We start from the raw sequence: 14,652 nt of genomic DNA on the forward strand, positions 1-14,652 counted from the left end.
GTCCGGAGATCAGCGCCTTTTCAAGCAGTGATCAGGGAATGCGCGGCTTGCGGGCACCTCCGGGCGTACGGTGTGGCTATGGCCGCCCAGGACACCGAGGTCGTCGAGATCGACGGTCACCGCCTCAAGCTGACCAACCTCGACAAGGTGATGTACCCGGAGACCGGGACCACCAAGGCCGACATCTTCGGCTATTACAACGCCGTCGCCGAGGCGATGATCCCGCACGTGCGCGATCGGATCGCCACCCGCAAACGCTGGGTGCACGGCGTGGGCACCCCCGACGACCCGGCCGAGGTGTTCTTCCAGAAGAACCTGGACCCCGCATCCACGCCGGACTGGGTGCGCACGGCCTCGATCGCCCACAGGACGAGCACCAACAGCTACCCGCTGGTGAACGACCGGGCGACCCTGATCTGGCTGGCGCAGATCGCCTCCCTCGAGATCCACGTACCGCAGTGGCGGGTGAACCCGGGAGGCGAGCGGCGGAACCCCGATCGGCTGGTGCTCGACCTCGACCCGGGCGAGGGAGTCACGCTGACGGACTGCGCAGAGGTCGCGCGGCTCGCCCGCGCCATCCTGAGCGACATGGGCCTCGATCCGATGCCGGTCACGTCCGGGTCCAAAGGCATCCACCTCTATGCGGCGCTCGACGGCTCGCAGACCAGCGACGAGATCTCGGCGGTCGCGCACGAGCTCGCACGCGCGCTTGAGTCGGACCATCCGGACCTCGTCGTCAGCGACATGAAGAAGTCGCTGCGGGCGGGGAAGGTGCTCGTCGACTGGAGCCAGAACAACGGCAACAAGACCACCATCGCGCCGTACTCGCTGCGCGGACGGTTCCGGCCGACAGTGGCCGCGCCGCGCACCTGGCGGGAACTCGCGTCGAAGGACCTGCAGCATCTCGACTACCGGGAGGTGATGAAGCGGCTCAAGCGGCGGGGCGACCCGCTGGCGGAACTGTCCGCGGGGTCGGGCGGGCATGCGTCCGCCGGCCACGCCTCCGAGCCGGACCGCCTCTCCACCTACCGGTCGATGCGCGACGCGAAAAAGACTCCCGAGCCCGTCCCGGAGCACCGGCCGGCGGCACGGGAGGGGCGCTCGTTCGTCATCCAAGAGCACCACGCCCGGCGCCTGCACTGGGACTTCCGGCTGGAGAACGACGGCGTGCTGGTCAGCTGGGCGCTGCCCAAGGGGCCGCCGACCGACACCAAACAGAACCACCTCGCCGTGCACACCGAGGATCACCCGCTGGAGTACGGGAGCTTCGCCGGCGACATCCCGCACGGTGAGTACGGCGCGGGCCACGTCGACATCTGGGACCACGGGGACTACGAACTCGAGAAATGGCGCGACGACGAAGTGATCGCCACGCTGCACGGCCAGGCCGACGGCGGGCTCGGCGGGGGGCCGCGGAAGTTCGCGCTGATCCGCACCGCGCAGGGCGGGGACGAGAAGAACTGGCTGATCCATCTGATGAAGACGGAGGGGGCGCACGAGGCATCCCGGTCCACCGCATCCCGGAGCACCGCATCCCGCGGCTCCGGGGGCCCGATCACCGGCGACCCGGTCTCCCCCATGCTCGCCACGCTCGGCTCGCAGGCCGAAATCACGGACGAGGACGAGTGGGCGTTCGAGATGAAATGGGACGGCATCCGCGCCGTCGCCGAGATCCGCGGCGGCCGGCTGCGCCTCACCACGCGCAATGGGAACGACGTGACCGCCACCTATCCCGACCTCGCCGGGCTCACGGACCTCGCCGGCGACCACGACCTCGTCCTCGACGGCGAGATCGTCACCCTCAACACGCAGGGCCGCCCCGACTTCGGCCTGCTGCAGACGCGGATGGGGCTGACCAGACCGGGCGATGTGCAGTCGGCGCTCAAGCGGGCGCCCGCGCACTACATGGTGTTCGATGTACTCGAACTGGACGGTGCGAAGCACACCCGCGACACCTACGACGAGCGGCGGAAACTGCTCCTCGATGTTCTGCGCCCGGGCCGCAATGACCCGGTGCAGGTGCCGCCGGCGTTCGACGGCGACCTCGAGCACGCCATCGCCTCGAGCAAGCAGCTGGGCCTCGAGGGCGTCATGGCGAAGCGGCGAGACAGCACCTACTCCATCGGGCGTCGCTCCCGCTCGTGGATCAAAATCAAGCACCATCAGACCCAGGAGGTGGTCATCGGCGGGTGGACGCCCGGCAACGGACGCCGGGCGAACACGATCGGCGCACTGCTGCTCGGCATCCCCGACGGCGACACGCTCCGCTACGTGGGCAAGGTGGGCACCGGGTTCACCGACCGCGTGCTGGACGACCTCGCGGCCAAGCTGGGAGCGCACGAGCGGAAGACGAGTCCCTTGGAGGGCGTTCCGTCGGCGGACGCCCGCGGCGCCCACTGGGTGCGGCCCGAGCTCGTCGGCGAGGTCGAGTTCGCCGAGTGGACCGGTCCCGGCCGGCTGCGGCAGCCGTCCTGGCGGGGACTCCGGCCGGACAAGCGACCCGATCAGGTGGTGCGGGAGGGCTGAACGGCCCTTTGCCGCGCTGTGCTCAGGGCGTCGGGGCGAGCGCGTCGTAGCGGAGGAAGGACCGCTGGATGCGGACCACGACAGCCACCAGGACCACGATCACGAGGCCTCCCAGCAGCGGCGGGAACCACAGCGCACCGGTGAGCGCCAGCACGCCGATGTAGAGGTCGCCGAGGCGCGGCCCACCCGTCACGACGACGGTGAACACGCCCTGCAGCCGACCGCGCATGACATCCGGTGCCGACGCCTGCAGGATCGTCATGCGGAAGATCGAACTGACATTGTCCGCCGCTCCCGACCCGGCGAGCAGGACCGTCGCGACCAGGAGCGCCGGCAGGTTGGCCTGCGCGAGGGATGCGCCACCACCGGCCGTCCCGGTGAAGGCGACCACCGCGAGCACGATGCCGAAGCCCAGGATGCAGGCGCCGTAGACCACGATCGCCCGTTCGACGGCGCGGCCCTGCCAGCGGACACTGCCCAGGCGGCCCGAGAAGACGGAGGAGACGAGCGTGCCGACCGCGCCCGCCGCCGTGAGGATGCCGACGGTGAGCGGGCCGCCGCCGATCAGTAGGGCGCCGACGGCCGGGAAGAGTGCTCGCGGCTGCCCGAACGTCATCGCGATCACATCCAGGATGAAGGTCATGCTGAGGTTCGGCGCGGAACGCAGGAAGCGCAACCCTTCCAGCACCGACGACAGCCCAGCGCCCTGCCGCACGCCCTCCGGCACGATCGAGGGCAGCGTGAAGATGCCGAGGAACGCGGCCGTGAAGAGCACCACATCCACCGTGTAGGTCCACGCCACACCCACGGTCGCGACCAGGAGGCCCGCGAGGGCCGGCCCGACGGTGACCATGATGCCCATGCTGATGCCGCCCAGGGCGCTGGCGGCGGGCAGGAGGCTCACCGGCAGCAGCCGCGGGGTGATCGCCTGCCGGGTCGCGCCGATCATGACGCCCGCGACCGCGTTGATGGTCGTGATCACGTACAACGGCCAGACGACCGGGATGTGCATCCACGCCAGCAGCGCGAGCGCGGCCGTCGACATCCACGCGACGATCGCCGTGACGAGGGCGACACGTCGCCGGTCGAAGGCGTCGGCCAGCACGCCACCGTAGAGGCCGAAGACGATCATCGGCACCAGGGCGAACAGCGCGACGAGCGACACCGCGAGGGTGGAATGTGTCAGGTCGAAGATGTGCAGGCCCACCGCGACGACGGTCATCTGCGAGCCGATGCCCGAGATCGCACCGCCCAGCCATAGACGGGCGAAAGCGGGCGACTCGCGTAGCGGCGACAGGTCGACGAAGTGCCGGCGGCGCGACGGCAGCTGTCCCGGCGGCAGCTGTCCCGGCGGCAACTCACCGGGCGGGATGGAGGGATCCGCCGGCGCGCGGAACTCGCCCGACGCGCCCGTGCGGCGTCCGGGCGTCTGCTCCCCGCTCAGAAGCGGGGCTGCTTGCTGAGGCGCACCGCCGCCGTCGAGAACACGACGCCGGCGAGCATGATCGTCACGGTGACCGCCTGGAGGACTACCTGGACGAACGGGGCGAACGGCGTCACCGAGACCCAGAGCCAGAGGATGGCGCCGATCAGCGTGATCACGTAGCTGAAGGTGCGGCGGGCGTAGAGCGCGTTGAGCGACACCACGGTTGCCGCGACGGTCACCTGGAAGAACGGGAGGAACGACTCGGCGTTGCCGGTCCAGGTCGCGACGAGGCTCCAGATGCCGATGACCAGCGAGGCCAGCACCACAAGGGTGGCGAGGAGGTTGCCGAGGGCACTGGGCACTGTCGTGCTCAGGCTGCGGACGAGCGTGCCGTGCTCGTCGCTGCCGACGACCTCGCGCTGGTGTTCGTTGGGCTGGGAGATGACGTGCGTGCTCACGAGGTCGATCCTACCGCCCGCCGGGAGCGGCTGCGGAGCGTTGTGCACAGGCGGATTTCTCCACAACGCGGGTTATGCACAACCCGAGGGGATCGGGTGGCCCCACAACCGCTCCGGCGTAGATTGACGCCATGGCAGCATCCCGTCGTCGCACGCACTCGCGCATCCCCCTCCCCGCCCGGATCAAGCGGGCGGATGCCCGGGTGGCGGAGCGCATCAACGCCCGCACGACCGGCGCAGCGTCCGACGGCTTCTGGCGCGGCCTGACCCGCGCGGCGAATCACGGCAAGCTCTGGTTCGCGGCGGCCGCCGTCCTGCTGGCCCTCGGCCGACCGCGTGCGGCGGCCCGTGGGCTCGCGTCGCTCGGCATTGCCAGCCTCGTCGCGAACCTCGTGGGCAAGCGCCTGGTCGGCGGAGACCGCCCGGCGCTGACCTCCATCCCGATCGCGCGACGATTGGAGCGCTCCCCCACGTCGCCGTCCTTCCCCTCCGGGCATACGGCGAGCGCCGCCGCGTTCGCCACCGGGGTGGCACTGGAATGGCCTGTCGCCGGGGCGGTGCTTGCGCCGCTCGCCGCGGGGGTGGGCTACTCGCGGCTGCATACGGGCGCGCACTGGCTGTCGGATGTCGCGGGCGGCGCCGCCATCGGAGCGGGGGCGGCGCTCGCGCTGAAGGCGGCCGTGCCCGCGATCACGCAATCCGTGCGACGGGATCCGCCTACCGCGCGAGTGATCGACCTGCCCGCCACGGACACCGGCGAAGGCGTGTTCATCGTCGTCAATCCCGGGTCCGGCCAGGGCCTCGGCCGCCAGGAGCCCGGTCCGCTGCTTCGTGAACGGCTGCCTCGGGCGCGGGTTCACGAGCTGGCCGAGGGGGACGACATCGGTGACGTGATCGAGAAGGTGTTCCGGTCGGATGACCCTCCGGCTGTACTCGGCGTCTGGGGAGGCGACGGCACGGTGGCGGCCGTCGCGGCGCGCGCACGGGAAGCCGATGTGCCGTTGCTGGTGTTCCCGGGTGGCACCTTCAACCACTTCGCCAAGGCTGCCCTGCTCGACACGGTCGAGGCGACGCTCGACGCCCTCGCCCAGGGGTCCGGGCGCGAGGTCGACGTCGCAGACCTCTCCTTCGCGGACGGCGACACCATCACCGTGCTCAACACCGCTTCGGTCGGCATCTACCCTGCGTTCGTCGAGGAGCGGGAGAAGCACGAGAAACGCCTCGGCAAGCCGATCGCCGCCCTGCTCGCGGCGATCCGCGTCGTCCGCCGCGGCAACCCGCTGGAGGTCGAGATCGACGGACGACGGCGGGAGGTGTGGTCGGTGTTCGTCGGCGTCGACCGCTATTATCCGGTGGCCGTCGCCCCGATCGAACGACGACGGCTCGATGACCACCTGCTGGACGTGCGGATCCTGTTCGCCGACGGGAAGCCGCGGACTCGCGGCGCGGTCGCCCTCGCCTTCGGCGGACGGACGGATGCGCTCGCGGCCCGGATGCCGTTCCTTCAGGGGCCCCCCGCGCTCGATGCCCGCACGGTGGAGACGATCACGATCGCCGGCGCCGGCAGCGACGACCCCGGCTACGCGCATGACGGCGAAGCGTCGACCGAGACGCCGGGTGAACCCAAGCGGCTCACGATCACGGTGCGTCCAGGAGCGTTGCGCGTGTATTCGCCGCGGAGCTGAGGCGCCGCGGGACTGAGGCTGCGGACCTCAGCGCCGCTCGAGCACGCCCTTCACGTACGCGGCCTGGCCGGCGTGCTGCAGGTCGTCGGAGATCACGCTGACCAGCCGGACGGCGAGGGTGACGGGCGGATCCCAGTTACGGTCCACCACCCGATCGAGGTCACCGTCGGTCAGGGTGCGCAGGAACTCCGTGGTGCGGGCACGCACCGCCTCGTGGTAGCCGACCAGGTCCGACGCGCTGACGTCCGCCAGCTGAGCGACGTCCTCCGAACTGTGGCCGTATCCCGTGTCGGAGACGTCGAACGGCAGGCCGAAGCGCTCCGCCCATCCCTCCTCGGTCCACGCCTGGGCGCGATCGGCGACCTCCGAGACGTGGTCGTCCTGAATGCGTGTCAGATGCCACACCAGCCAGGCGATGGAGTTCGCGTCGGGGTCGACCCGCCCGCCCAGGATGTCGGCGTCGGCACCGCGGACGGTACTGCGCACCACCCCGGCGACCCGGTCGAACGCATCGATCAGCAGCTCGGTGCTCGCGGTCACCGTTCCTCCTCACGTCGGTCTGCCCCGCACCCTACGCCCGCGCACCTGTATTCAGGACACGGCGGGCGGCACCGCACCTGTATTCAGGACGCGGCGGGCACCCGCGCGGGCAGCGGTTGCGGCGCGGAGGGGCCGACGTACCGCGACGACGGCCGCAGGATCTTGGCGTCCGCCGTCTGCTCGAGGATGTGCGCCGTCCATCCCACGACCCGTGCCGCGGCGAAGGTCGGCGTGAACATCGCGCGCGGAATGCCGCACGCCTCCATCACCACCCCTGCGTAGAACTCGACGTTGGTGTGCAGTTCCCGACCAGGTTTCAGCTCCGCCAGCAGCTCCTGCACCCGACGCTCCACCTGCACAGCGAAGTCGACCCGCGGTCCGCCGAACCCCTCGGAGAACCCGCGCAGCATGCGCGAGCGCGGATCCTCCGTGCGGTAGACGGCGTGCCCGAACCCCATCACGCGGCCGCCCTCGGAGAGCGTGCGACGCACCCACTCGTCGGTGCGGTCGGGCGTCCCGATCTCGTCGAGCGTGTCGAGCGCACGACTGGGCGCGCCGCCGTGCAGCGGTCCGGACAGCGCACCGAGCGCGCCTCCGACCGCCGACGCGAGGTCCGCTCCCGTCGAGGCGATCACGCGCGCGGTGAAGGTGGATGCGTTGAAGCCGTGATCGATGACCGCCGTCATGTAGGCGCTCAGCGCCGCCTCCTGATGGGCCGTCGGCGCTCGCCCCGTGACCAGATACAGGTAGCCGGCGACCTGCCCGAGCTCTTCCCGCGGCTCCAGCGGCTCGCGCCCCTCGGCAAGCGCATGCAGGGCGGCGAGGAGCACCGGTGCGATGGCGGCCACCCGGATGGCGTCGGCCACCCGCTCGTCCGCCGACTCGTCGTACAACGGTCGCGCACCGTCGGCCGCCGCGACCGCAGCCAGCGCCATCCGGAGCCCGGCCAGCACATCCCCGTCGGCCGTGAGCTGCGCGATCGCCGGAAGCAGCGCACGCACCGGCTCCGGCACCACCCGGGCGGCCGCGATCCTGGCGCGGAACGCGTCCAGCTCGACCGCGGTGGGCAGCGACCCGAACAGGAGCAGGTGCCACGCCTCCTCGAAGGTCCGCTCGCGAGCCAGGTCGACCGCCGAGTACTGGCGGTAGTGGTAGAAGCCTTCGAGTCCGCGCACATCCCCCAGCTCGGTGCGCGCCGCGACGACGTTGGTGAGCCCGCGCGGAACGTCGATGAGGGTGTCGTCCATCCTGTCCATACCGGTAGTGTGAACTGGATGTAATCGCTCGTCAACGTTGATCGGATCAATATGGATGCGCTTCCCCGGCTCACCGCCGAGCAGACCGCCGAGCGCCTCGGCGTCAAGGTCGAGACCCTTTACTCCTACGTCGCCCGCGGACGGCTGACGCGGGTGCGGACCGCGGACGGATCGAGCTTCGACCCGCTCGAGGTCGAGCGTTTCGCCGCGACGCGACGGCGCCGGGCAGCATCGTCGCCCGGCCACTCGGAGGGCCGCCCGCTCATGGTGATCGAGACGACCTTCGCGCTCATCGACGACGGCGAACTGACCTACCGGGGACGCCCGGTCCGGGGGCTCGCGGGCGAGCGGTTCGAGACCGTCGCGCGATGGGCCCTCACCGGCGAGTGGGACGCGGCTGCGCGTTTCGTCCCGGGCGCCGGGCTCGAGTCCGCGCGCGCCGTCGCCGCCTGCTTGCCCGCCTCAGCGGGCGACCGCGACCGGCAACTGGTCGCCGTGAGCGCGCTGGCCGCCGCGGACCCGTTGCGCGCGTCGCTGGACCCCGCCGTGGTCGCATCCGCCACCGAGCGGTTGGTGGCGGGGATGGTCGAGGTTCTCCCGGGGCGCGACAGCGGCGCAACACCGCGCGGCACGACTGGACACGACGAGCAAATGGACCACGACGAGCGGATCGACCTCGCCGAACGACTCTTCCGCCGTCTCTCGCCGACCGCCCCGACGGAGGCCGACCTCGCGCTCCTCAACGCCGCGCTCGTGCTGCTGCTCGATCACGACATCCCCATTTCGACCCTCGCCGCCCGCGCCGCCGCGTCCGCGCGGGCCACCCCGTACGGCGTCGTCGTCGCCGGTCTCGGCGCGCTCGACTCACCGCTGCACGGCAACGCGAGCCGCGCCGCGTACCGTCTGCTCGAACGGGTGGTCTCGGGCGATGACCCGGCGCGCGCTGTCGCGGATGCTGTCCTCGCCACGCACGGGCCGGTGCCGGGCTTCGGCCAGCCGCTCTACCCCGACGGCGACCCGCGGGCACGCATCCTGCTCGGGATGCTCGCCGCCGACGACCGGCACGCCGTCGTTTCGGCGGCGCTGGATGCCGCTTCCCGCGTGATCGCGGATCGCACCGGAGCGCATCCCAACGTCGACCTCGCGCTCGGCGCGGTTGCGCTGGCGACCGGGATGCGCGACGACGCCGGCGAGGTCGTCTTCGCCACGGCGCGAACCGTCGGCTGGATGGTGCACGCGCTCGACGAGTACGCGCAGCCGCCGCTGCGCCTGCGTCCCGTCGGCCGCTACACCGGCACCTGATCCGCCGCAGCGCTCAGCGGCGCAGCGCCTTCCGCGCCAGCCAGTTGCCGAGAAACTGCGCGGCCTGCACCAGCACGACGATCGTGATGACCGCGATCCACGTGACGGCCCAGTTGTAGCGCTGGTAGCCGTACGAGATCGCGAAGTCGCCCAGGCCGCCGCCGCCGATGCTGCCGGCGATCGCCGACAGGTCCACGATCGCGACGAAGATGAACGTGTAGCCGAGGATGAGCGGCCCGAGGGCCTCCGGGATGAGCAGGGTCGTGATGATCCGCCACGGGCTCGATCCCATCGCACGCGCCGCCTCGATGACGCCCGGCTCGATGGTGACGAGGTTCTGCTCGACGATCCGCGAGATCCCGAAGGTCGCAGCGATGGTCATCGGGAAGATGGCCGCGGGAGTGCCGAGGAAGGTGCCGAGCACCAGCTGCGTGAGTGGCGCGATCGCCGTCATGAAGATGATGAACGGGATCGGCCGGATGAAGTTCACGACGACGTTCAGGACGGTGAACAGGCCGCGGTTCTCGAGCAGCCCGCCTCGGCGGGTGGTGTAGAGCAGCACGCCGAGCGCCAGTCCGAGGATGCCACCGAGGACGAGGGTCGCGACGACCATCCACAGTGTCTGCCCGATGGACTCCAGGTACACCGGCCACAGGGTCGACCAGTCGGTCATGCGGCCACCTCCTCGACCTCGGTGACGGCCCGGAGGTCGGCGATGAGTGCATCCACGTCGGCCGGCTCGCCGAGCAGTTCGAGCGTGAGGCTGCCGAACGAGCGGCCCTGCAGCGCCGAGATGCCGCCGTAGACGATCTCGAAGCGAACGTTGTGCCGCCCGACCGCATCCGACAGCACCGAGCCGAGCCTGCCGTCGTCGTGGATGCGCGCCGACACGATGCGCCCGGAGTGCTTGCCCCGGAGGCGTTCGATGTCGGCCTCCCCCGGCTGGTTGCGCAGCACCGTGCCGACGAACCGCTGCGAGGTCGTGGTCTTGGGATCGGAGAAGATCTCGAAGACGCTGCCCGACTCGATCACGCGTCCGGCGTCGAGCACGGCGACGCGGTCGGCGATGGAGCGCACGACCTCCATCTCGTGCGTGATGACGACGATGGTGACGCCGAGCTCGCGATTGACGCGCTTCAGCAGAGCGAGCACGTCGGAGGTCGTCTCCGGGTCGAGCGCGCTGGTGGCCTCGTCGGCGAGCAGGATGTCCGGGTTGGTGGCTAGCGCCCGGGCGATGCCCACGCGCTGCTTCTGGCCGCCCGAGAGCTGGTCGGGATAGCTCCAGGCCTTGTCGGTGAGCCCGACGAACGCGAGGAGCTCGGCGACCCGCTGCTTCCGCTTGTCCGCGGGCCAGCCGGCCACCCTGAGCGGGTAGGCGACGTTGCCGAAGACCGTCCGCGACCGGAACAGGTTGAACTGCTGGAAGATCATGCCGATCCCCGCGCGGACGCGGCGTAGTTCGCGCTCCTTCATCGTCGTGAGGTCGCGGCCGTCGACGATCACGGCGCCGGCGGAGGGATGCTCGAGCGCGTTGATCAGGCGGACGAGCGTGCTCTTGCCTGCACCGGAATACCCGATGATCCCGAAGATCTCGCCCCGGGCAATCGTCAGGTCGAGCCGGTCGACGGCCGGAACCGCGGCGTCACCCGAGCCGAAGCTCTTGGTGACGCCGCGGAACTCGATGATGGCGCCCGCGGTGTCGCGTTCGGGCACTACTGCGCCGCCTTGATGGTCTTCTTCAGGTCGTCGAGGATGCCGCGGAGCTCTGACCCGTCGCGCTTGACGATCACGGCGGTGTTCTTCGACTCCGCGAGGACAGCATCCGTCACGGCCTTGGTGTGGTACAGCTCCGCGATCTTCAGGTAGGTCTTGTTGTCCTTGTCCTTGTCGCGGGCGACGAAGGCGTTGATGTACGGCTCGGCGGTCGACGACTTCGGGTCGTCCTGGAACAGGGCGGACTTCGGGTCGATGCCCGCGGTCAGGGCGTAGTTGTTGTTGATGATGGCGGCGTCGGCCGAGCTGAGCGCCGGTGCGGTCTGGGCCGCATCCACCGGGATGACCTTGACCTTGGAGGCGGTCGCGTCGATGTCAGCGGGGGTCGCCAGGGTGCTGCCGCCGTTCTTCAGCTTCAGGAGGCCGGCCTTCTGCAGCACGAGGAGCGCACGCGCCTGGTTGGTCGGGTCGTTGGGGATCGCGACCGTGCCGCCCTGCGGGATGTCATCGATGTTCTTGTACTTGGTCGAGTACAGCGGAAGCGGGACGACGAGGGTCGCGCCGATCGGCACGAGGTTCTGCTTCGCCTGCACGTCGTAGTTGGCGAGGAACTGCAGGTGCTGGAACAGGTTCAGGTCGAGCTGACCATCGGCGAGCGCGGGGTTGGCCTGCGTGTAGTCGCGGAAGTTGACGGTCTGGATGGTGATCCCTTCCTTCGCCGCCTCCTTCTTCAGCACGGCCCAGTACGGGGAGGACGCCTCGGTCGTGCCGATCTTCACGGTGACCGACTTCGCCGTGGCGGAGCCGGAGCCCGCCACGTTCACGACGACAAGCACGACCGCGACGATGACGGCGATGACGGCGATGCCGATTCCGACGAACAGGCCGGTGCGGGAGCGCTTCGGCTTCTCCGGCAGGGCGGGGGTGGGCGGGGTGGCGTCGGACATGGCTGTGCCTCTCTTGTGAAGGGGGATGTGCCGGCGGACGGGTGGCGGCTCACGAAGAGCCTCCCCCGAGCCTCCGACACGGGTCAAAACGTCTTGCGAAATGTGACGCACGGCGTTCATTCGCGCGCTCTTACGGTCGTCACCGGCCACGCGTAATGTGAGGGGCGTCGGCCGCCAGGCGGACGCCAGTGGAGCGAGACGGAGATGGAATGAGCGACATCAACGACGACGACATCAGCACCGACGCGGTCGGAGGCGGCGAAGGTCCCGCGGACGGCGGAGCGAACGCCGGCGGCCACGACGGCGGAGCCGACGGCTCGGCCACCGGCGAAGGCCCCGCGGACGGCGGAGCGAACCCTGGCGGCCACGACGGCGGAGCCGACGGCTCGGCGGGCGAAGGCACCGCGGACGGCGGCGCCAACGCGGGCGGCCACGACGGCGGAGCCGACGGGTCCGCTTGATGGCGACGGACGGGCGCGGGCCGGGAAACCGGCCCGCGCTTTCGCGCTGCCTGCCCATCGGTCGGGACGAGTTCGCGGCGGACTACTGGGGCCGGCGGCCGCTGTTCACGCGGGCGGCCGACCTTCAGCAGGACTTCTCGGACCTGTTCAGCATTGCCGCGGTGGATGAGCTGGTCTCCTCACGTGCGCTTCGCACGCCCTTCGTGCGGATGGCCAAGGAGGGCGACGTCTTGCCGTCCGCTCGCTTCACCGGTCCGGGCGGCTTCGGTGCCGAGGTGGGCGACCAGCTCGATTCCGCCAAGGTGCTGTCCGAATTCGCGAACGGTGCGACGCTCGTCCTCCAGGGCCTGCACCGCACGTGGCCGGCGATCGCCGAGTTCACGCGCCTGCTGGCTGGCGAGCTCGGACATCCCGCGCAGGTGAACGCGTACATCACCCCCGCCTCCTCTCGGGGCTTCGACCCGCACTACGACGTGCATGACGTGTTCGTGCTGCAGATCGCGGGCGAGAAGCACTGGCGCATCCACGAACCGGTGCACGTCGACCCGCTGCGGGATCAGCCGTGGAGCGACCACCGCGAGGCGGTCGCCGCGCGCGCTTCGGAGGCGCCGGCGATCGACGAGATCTTCCGCCCGGGGGACGCGCTGTACCTGCCGCGCGGGTGGATCCACTCCGCGGAGGCGCTGGGAGGTGTCTCGGTGCACCTGACCATCGGGGTGGCCGCGTACACGCGCCACGATGTGGTGCGGGAGGCGATCGCGCGCGCGGCGGACACCGCGGAGCTGCGGTCCTCCCTACCGCTCGGTTTCGACCCGGGTGACCCCTCGGCGGTGGCGCCGGTGGTCGCGGACACAGTGGAGGCGCTGATCGCGGCGCTCAGCGACCCGGCTGCCCGAGCGGAGGTCGCAGCAGCGGTCGCGCAGAGTCTGCGCCGGCGGCAGCGGTCGGACTCGCCGCCGGCGCCGGTGCGCCCGCTTGCGACGATCGCTGCGGCGGACGAGTTGTCGGCCACGACGACCGTCGTTGCGCGGTCTGGCCTGCGGCCGGACGTCACGGCGGAGGTGGAGACCGTGACCGTGCGGCTTCCCACCAAGAAGGTGAGCCTTCCGATCGCCGCACGCGCTGCCGTGGAGCGCCTGCTCGACGGGCGGGCGGTCGTGGTCGGCGAGTTGCCCCTCGACGGGTCATCGGCAGTCGTGGTCGCCCGGCGACTCGTGCGCGAAGGCGTAGTCGTGGTCGTAGGTGCTCGCGGCGCGGACGTGGACCTCGCGGACGGGACCGGGCAGGCCGAGAGCGTCGCGGACGTGGACCCGGACGACGAGGCGGGCGTCTCCTCCGACGGCGAGCGCAGCGCCACCGCCGACTTCGGCACCGCGACGGCGACGTGACCGACGCGTACGTGACCGACGCGGGTGTGACCGACGCGAACGTGACCGACGCGGGCGTAGTCGTCGACTGGCTGCCGTGCAGCGACCGGGCGCTGGATCGCGGCGACCCGCTTCCCGGGACCGCCGGCCTCGGCGAGCGCTGGCTGCTGGTGGAGCTGGAGAGCGGATGGGGACGCCACGCGTTCTTCGACTCGGCGCTCGATCCGGCGCTCGGCGCCCGCATCGTCGCGCGGGCGGAGGAGGCGGCGATCCGGCCGCTGGCCATCCGTCGCACCCGCCTGCGCGCACCGCTTCGCCGCGACCAGTCGTCGTGGCGGTGGGCACTGGTGGATGCGCGCCCCGGTACCGAGAGCATTCGATGGGGCCGGGTCGACGATCCCGCGGAGCTTCTGACGGTTCCGCTCGACGGCACCGCCGGCGAACCCAGCGACGCCCCGATCTACGCCGTCTGCACGCACGCCCGGCACGACCAGTGCTGCGCGGTCCGCGGGCGGCCGGTCGTGGAGGCGCTGGCAGCCGTGCATCCCGAGCTCACCTGGGAGTGCTCGCACCTCGGCGGCGACCGCTTCGCCGCCACCATGGTGGTGTTCCCCGAGGGCCTGCTCTACGGCCGGGTGCGCGCGGACGACGCAGCGACGGTCGTGGAGCAGCATGCGGCCGGCCGGGTGGTGCCCGAACTGCTGCGCGGTCGCACGTCGCTTTCGACCGTCGCACAGGCGGCGGAGGCGTTCGCCCGCGCCGAAACCGGAGACGACCGGATCGGTGCGTTCCGCGTGTTGGGCGAGCACCCCCATCCCCACGGTTGGACGGTCGCCCTCGCGCACGGCGACGATCGCCTCACGGTCGAAGTCGGCGAGCGGCTCTCGGAGCCGATGCTGAGCACCTGCGCCGCCACGATCGCGCACCCGGTGCGAGAGTTCGTCCCGGTCTCCGTCGCGCGCTCCTGACCC

13 protein-coding genes are annotated in these 14,652 nt (G+C 71.0%); 6 read left to right on the forward strand and 7 right to left on the reverse strand.

All coding sequences use genetic code 11. The features are described 5' to 3' along the window. Nucleotides 1-78 precede the first annotated feature (78 nt). Nucleotides 79-2,526, forward strand: a complete 2,448-nt coding sequence (locus AB7E03_RS05795) for an ATP-dependent DNA ligase (RefSeq protein ID WP_489940100.1) — start codon at nt 79-81, stop codon at nt 2,524-2,526. Between the two features lie 22 nt (nt 2,527-2,548). Here the strand turns inward: AB7E03_RS05795 and AB7E03_RS05800 are convergent, their stop codons facing one another. Beyond that, nucleotides 2,549-3,883, reverse strand: coding sequence for an MFS transporter (locus tag AB7E03_RS05800; protein WP_489940102.1), 1,335 nt, complete (start codon nt 3,881-3,883; stop codon nt 2,549-2,551). Nucleotides 3,884-3,966: 83 nt separating this feature from the next. Next, nucleotides 3,967-4,410: a hypothetical protein gene (locus tag AB7E03_RS05805; RefSeq protein WP_489940104.1), complete on the reverse strand. Its 444-nt coding sequence runs from the start codon at nt 4,408-4,410 to the stop codon at nt 3,967-3,969. Nucleotides 4,411-4,541: 131 nt separating this feature from the next. Here AB7E03_RS05805 and AB7E03_RS05810 point away from each other — a divergent pair, with 131 nt between their 5' ends. Then, nucleotides 4,542-6,095 (forward strand): bifunctional phosphatase PAP2/diacylglycerol kinase family protein, encoded by a 1,554-nt coding sequence (locus tag AB7E03_RS05810; RefSeq protein ID WP_489940106.1) that lies wholly within the window; start codon nt 4,542-4,544, stop codon nt 6,093-6,095. Nucleotides 6,096-6,122: 27 nt separating this feature from the next. Here AB7E03_RS05810 and AB7E03_RS05815 read toward each other — a convergent pair whose 3' ends face one another. Together AB7E03_RS05815 and AB7E03_RS05820 are read right to left on the reverse strand one after the other, a co-directional pair. Continuing rightward, entirely contained in the window at nt 6,123-6,635 is a 513-nt protein-coding gene (locus AB7E03_RS05815) for a mycothiol transferase (protein ID WP_489940108.1), read from the reverse strand. An 83-nt stretch (nt 6,636-6,718) separates the two neighbouring features. After that, nucleotides 6,719-7,891: a citrate/2-methylcitrate synthase gene (locus tag AB7E03_RS05820; protein WP_489940110.1), complete on the reverse strand. Its 1,173-nt coding sequence runs from the start codon at nt 7,889-7,891 to the stop codon at nt 6,719-6,721. A 51-nt stretch (nt 7,892-7,942) separates the two neighbouring features. Here AB7E03_RS05820 and AB7E03_RS05825 point away from each other — a divergent pair, with 51 nt between their 5' ends. Then, complete coding sequence (locus AB7E03_RS05825) at nt 7,943-9,193, forward strand: citrate synthase (RefSeq protein ID WP_489940112.1); 1,251 nt, start codon at nt 7,943-7,945, stop codon at nt 9,191-9,193. Between the two features lie 13 nt (nt 9,194-9,206). Here AB7E03_RS05825 and AB7E03_RS05830 read toward each other — a convergent pair whose 3' ends face one another. From AB7E03_RS05830 to AB7E03_RS05840, 3 genes are read right to left on the reverse strand one after another with little or no spacing between them, the layout of a single operon-like run. Then, nucleotides 9,207-9,866 carry a methionine ABC transporter permease gene (locus tag AB7E03_RS05830; protein WP_441781864.1) on the reverse strand — a complete coding sequence of 220 codons (660 nt, stop codon included), beginning with the start codon at nt 9,864-9,866 and terminating at the stop codon, nt 9,207-9,209. Beyond that, nucleotides 9,863-10,906, reverse strand: coding sequence for a methionine ABC transporter ATP-binding protein (locus tag AB7E03_RS05835; RefSeq protein WP_489940114.1), 1,044 nt, complete (start codon nt 10,904-10,906; stop codon nt 9,863-9,865). Before AB7E03_RS05835 ends, AB7E03_RS05830 begins: the two co-directional genes overlap by 4 nt. Next, nucleotides 10,906-11,853, reverse strand: coding sequence for a MetQ/NlpA family ABC transporter substrate-binding protein (locus AB7E03_RS05840; RefSeq protein ID WP_489940116.1), 948 nt, complete (start codon nt 11,851-11,853; stop codon nt 10,906-10,908). The genes AB7E03_RS05835 and AB7E03_RS05840 overlap by 1 nt, the downstream gene beginning before the upstream one ends. A gap of 209 nt (nt 11,854-12,062) precedes the next feature. Here AB7E03_RS05840 and AB7E03_RS05845 point away from each other — a divergent pair, with 209 nt between their 5' ends. Genes AB7E03_RS05845 through AB7E03_RS05855 form a run of 3 tightly spaced genes read left to right on the forward strand, consistent with a single transcriptional unit; the run spans nt 12,063 to nt 14,649 of the window. Beyond that, nucleotides 12,063-12,314, forward strand: a complete 252-nt coding sequence (locus tag AB7E03_RS05845; protein WP_489940118.1) for a BatC protein — start codon at nt 12,063-12,065, stop codon at nt 12,312-12,314. Then, the gene (locus tag AB7E03_RS05850) at nt 12,314-13,702 is read left to right on the forward strand and encodes a cupin domain-containing protein (RefSeq protein ID WP_489940120.1); all 1,389 of its coding nucleotides are present in this window, start codon (nt 12,314-12,316) and stop codon (nt 13,700-13,702) included. Before AB7E03_RS05845 ends, AB7E03_RS05850 begins: the two co-directional genes overlap by 1 nt. Continuing rightward, complete coding sequence (locus AB7E03_RS05855) at nt 13,699-14,649, forward strand: ferredoxin family protein (protein ID WP_489940122.1); 951 nt, start codon at nt 13,699-13,701, stop codon at nt 14,647-14,649. The genes AB7E03_RS05850 and AB7E03_RS05855 overlap by 4 nt, the downstream gene beginning before the upstream one ends. Nucleotides 14,650-14,652 lie beyond the last annotated feature (3 nt).

It is taken from the genome of Leifsonia sp. RCC_180 (assembly GCF_058138205.1).

What these genes read in the sequence shown, in the direction of transcription:
- AB7E03_RS05795 (WP_489940100.1), top strand. Translation starts at nt 79, where the DNA reads ATGGCCGCCCAGGACACCGAGGTCGTCGAGATCGACGGTCACCGCCTC.
- AB7E03_RS05810 (WP_489940106.1), top strand. Translation starts at nt 4,542, where the DNA reads ATGGCAGCATCCCGTCGTCGCACGCACTCGCGCATCCCCCTCCCCGCC.
- AB7E03_RS05820 (WP_489940110.1), bottom strand. Translation starts at nt 7,891, where the DNA reads ATGGACAGGATGGACGACACCCTCATCGACGTTCCGCGCGGGCTCACC.
- AB7E03_RS05825 (WP_489940112.1), top strand. Translation starts at nt 7,943, where the DNA reads ATGGATGCGCTTCCCCGGCTCACCGCCGAGCAGACCGCCGAGCGCCTC.
- AB7E03_RS05830 (WP_441781864.1), bottom strand. Translation starts at nt 9,866, where the DNA reads ATGACCGACTGGTCGACCCTGTGGCCGGTGTACCTGGAGTCCATCGGG.
- AB7E03_RS05840 (WP_489940116.1), bottom strand. Translation starts at nt 11,853, where the DNA reads ATGTCCGACGCCACCCCGCCCACCCCCGCCCTGCCGGAGAAGCCGAAG.
- AB7E03_RS05845 (WP_489940118.1), top strand. Translation starts at nt 12,063, where the DNA reads ATGAGCGACATCAACGACGACGACATCAGCACCGACGCGGTCGGAGGC.
- AB7E03_RS05850 (WP_489940120.1), top strand. Translation starts at nt 12,314, where the DNA reads ATGGCGACGGACGGGCGCGGGCCGGGAAACCGGCCCGCGCTTTCGCGC.